This window comes from Modestobacter sp. VKM Ac-2978, from assembly GCF_026968025.1.
Classification (GTDB): domain Bacteria; phylum Actinomycetota; class Actinomycetes; order Mycobacteriales; family Geodermatophilaceae; genus Modestobacter.
In genome coordinates this window covers 1911-4801 of the sequence record NZ_JAPVBP010000014.1, presented here as the reverse complement: position 1 = coordinate 4801, position 2891 = coordinate 1911, and the positions used below count along the sequence as shown (strand labels likewise).

1 rRNA gene (only partly in view) is annotated in these 2891 nt (G+C 57.6%); it reads right to left on the bottom strand.

The window, feature by feature from the left end:
• Window positions 1–99 precede the first annotated feature (99 nt).
• Window positions 100–2891: ribosomal RNA gene (locus tag O2W53_RS23755) — 23S ribosomal RNA — on the bottom strand (it continues 207 nt past the right edge of the window).

Genomic DNA, 2891 nt, shown 5'->3' with positions numbered 1-2891 from the left:
GGGACGGTGTCTGAGGAGGAGCGGAACACAAGGGTTCCGTACCTTCAGAGCTGCACAGTGGACGCGACATTGTCTTGCAAAATGGGCTGGATGAGTATGTGGTCAAGCCCTCGGCCTATTAGTACCGGTCAGCTCCACGACTTGCGCCGCTTCCACTTCCGGCCTATCAACCCGCTGGTCTGGGCGGGGGCCTTACCCGGTTGACCCGGTGAGAGACCTCATCTCGAAGCGAGCTTCCCGCTTAGATGCTTTCAGCGGTTATCCCTGCCGAACGTAGCCAACCAGCAGTGCTCCTGGCGGAACAACTGGCACACCAGAGGTTCGTCCGTCCCGGTCCTCTCGTACTAGGGACAGCTCTTCTCAAGTCTCTTACGCGCGCGGCGGATAGGGACCGAACTGTCTCACGACGTTCTAAACCCAGCTCGCGTGCCGCTTTAATGGGCGAACAGCCCAACCCTTGGGACCTACTCCAGCCCCAGGATGCGACGAGCCGACATCGAGGTGCCAAACCATCCCGTCGATATGGACTCTTGGGGAAGATCAGCCTGTTATCCCCGGGGTACCTTTTATCCGTTGAGCGACACCGCTTCCACATGCCGGTGCCGGGTCACTAGTCCCAGCTTTCGCTCCTGCTCGACCCGTCGGTCTCGCAGTCAAGCTCCCTTGTGCACTTGCACTCGACACCTGATTGCCAACCAGGCTGAGGGAACCTTTGGGCGCCTCCGTTACATTTTGGGAGGCAACCGCCCCAGTTAAACTACCCACCTGACACTGTCCCTGATCCGGATCACGGACCGAGGTTAGACATCCAATTCGACCAGAGTGGTATTTCAACGGCGACTCCACGAACACTGGCGTGCCCGCTTCACAGTCTCCCACCTATCCTACACAAGCCGAACCGAACACCAATATCAAGCTATAGTGAAGGTCCCGGGGTCTTTCCGTCCTGCCGCGCGTAACGAGCATCTTTACTCGTAGTGCAATTTCGCCGAGCCTGTGGTTGAGACAGCTGAGAAGTCGTTACGCCATTCGTGCAGGTCGGAACTTACCCGACAAGGAATTTCGCTACCTTAGGATGGTTATAGTTACCACCGCCGTTTACTGGCGCTTGAGTTCTGAGCTTCGCCCCGAAGGACTAACCCGTCCCCTTAACGTTCCAGCACCGGGCAGGCGTCAGTCCGTATACATCGTCTTTCGACTTCGCACGGACCTGTGTTTTTAGTAAACAGTCGCTTCTCACTGGTCTCTGCGGCCACCCACCGCTGCCCCGCGCAAGGCGGTTCACAGCAGATGGCCCCCCTTCTCCCGAAGTTACGGGGGCATTTTGCCGAGTTCCTTAACCACAGTTCGCTCGATCGCCTTGGTATTCTCTACCTGACCACCTGAGTTGGTTTGGGGTACGGGCCGCTAAGAACTCGCTAGAGGCTTTTCTCGGCAGCATAGGATCATCCAATTCGCCTCATTCGGCTATGCGTCGGGCCTCACCCTGTATGCGATGCGGATTTACCTACATCGCGGGCCACACCCTTGCACCGGTACTACCACTCACCGGTAGGACTACCTTCCTGCGTCACCCCATCGCTTGCCTACTACCAGTCCGGGTCCCACGCTCCACTCGATCAGCCCCGAAGGGCAGTCACGAGCTTCGGATGGTTAGCATCGCTGGGTTCAGCATGGGCGTTCTTTCGCGGGTACGGGAATATCAACCCGTTGTCCATCGACTACGCCTGTCGGCCTCGCCTTAGGTCCCGACTCACCCTGGGCGGATTAGCCTGGCCCAGGAACCCTTGGTCATCCGGCGGGGGAGTTTCTCACTCCCCTTTCGCTACTCATGCCTGCATTCTCACTCGTGTGGCGTCCACGGCTGGATCACTCCGCCGCTTCAATCGCCACACGACGCTCCCCTACCCATCCACACACCTGGCCACTGACCGAAATCAGAGACGGGTTCATGTGAATGCCACAGCTTCGGCGGTGTGCTTGAGCCCCGCTACATTGTCGGCGCGGAATCACTTGACCAGTGAGCTATTACGCACTCTTTCAAGGGTGGCTGCTTCTAAGCCAACCTCCTGGTTGTCACTGCGACTCCACATCCTTTTCCACTTAGCACACGCTTAGGGGCCTTAGCTGATGATCTGGGCTGTTTCCCTCTCGACTACGAACCTTATCGCCCGCAGTCTCACTGCCACGCTCTCACTTACCGGCATTCGGAGTTTGGTTGATTTCAGTAACCTTGTGGGGCCCCTAGACCATCCAGTGCTCTACCTCCGGCAAGAAACACGTGACGCTGCACCTAAATGCATTTCGGGGAGAACCAGCTATCACCGAGTTTGATTGGCCTTTCACCCCTACCCACAGCTCATCCCCTCAGTTTTCAACCTAAGTGGGTTCGGTCCTCCACGCGGTCTTACCCGCGCTTCAACCTGGCCATGGGTAGATCACTCGGCTTCGGGTCTAGAGCACGCGACTCAAACGCCCTGTTCGGACTCGCTTTCGCTACGGCTACCCCACACGGGTTAACCTCGCCACGTACCGCTAACTCGCAGGCTCATTCTTCAAAAGGCACGCAATCACCCCCACGCACAAGTGCGCATAAGGCTCTCACGGCTTGTAGGCACACGGTTTCAGGTACTATTTCACTCCCCTCCCGGGGTACTTTTCACCTTTCCCTCACGGTACTTGTCCGCTATCGGTCACCAGGGAGTATTTAGGCTTAGCGGGTGGTCCCGCCAGATTCACACCGAATTTCACGGGCTCGGTGCTACTTGGGATACGACTCGGGAGGCCATGAGTTTTCGTGTACGGGGCTCTCACCCTCTACGGCGACCCCTTCCAGAGGCCTTCCACTAACACATGGCTTTCTGACTCCCTGACAGTTCGGCAGAACCATC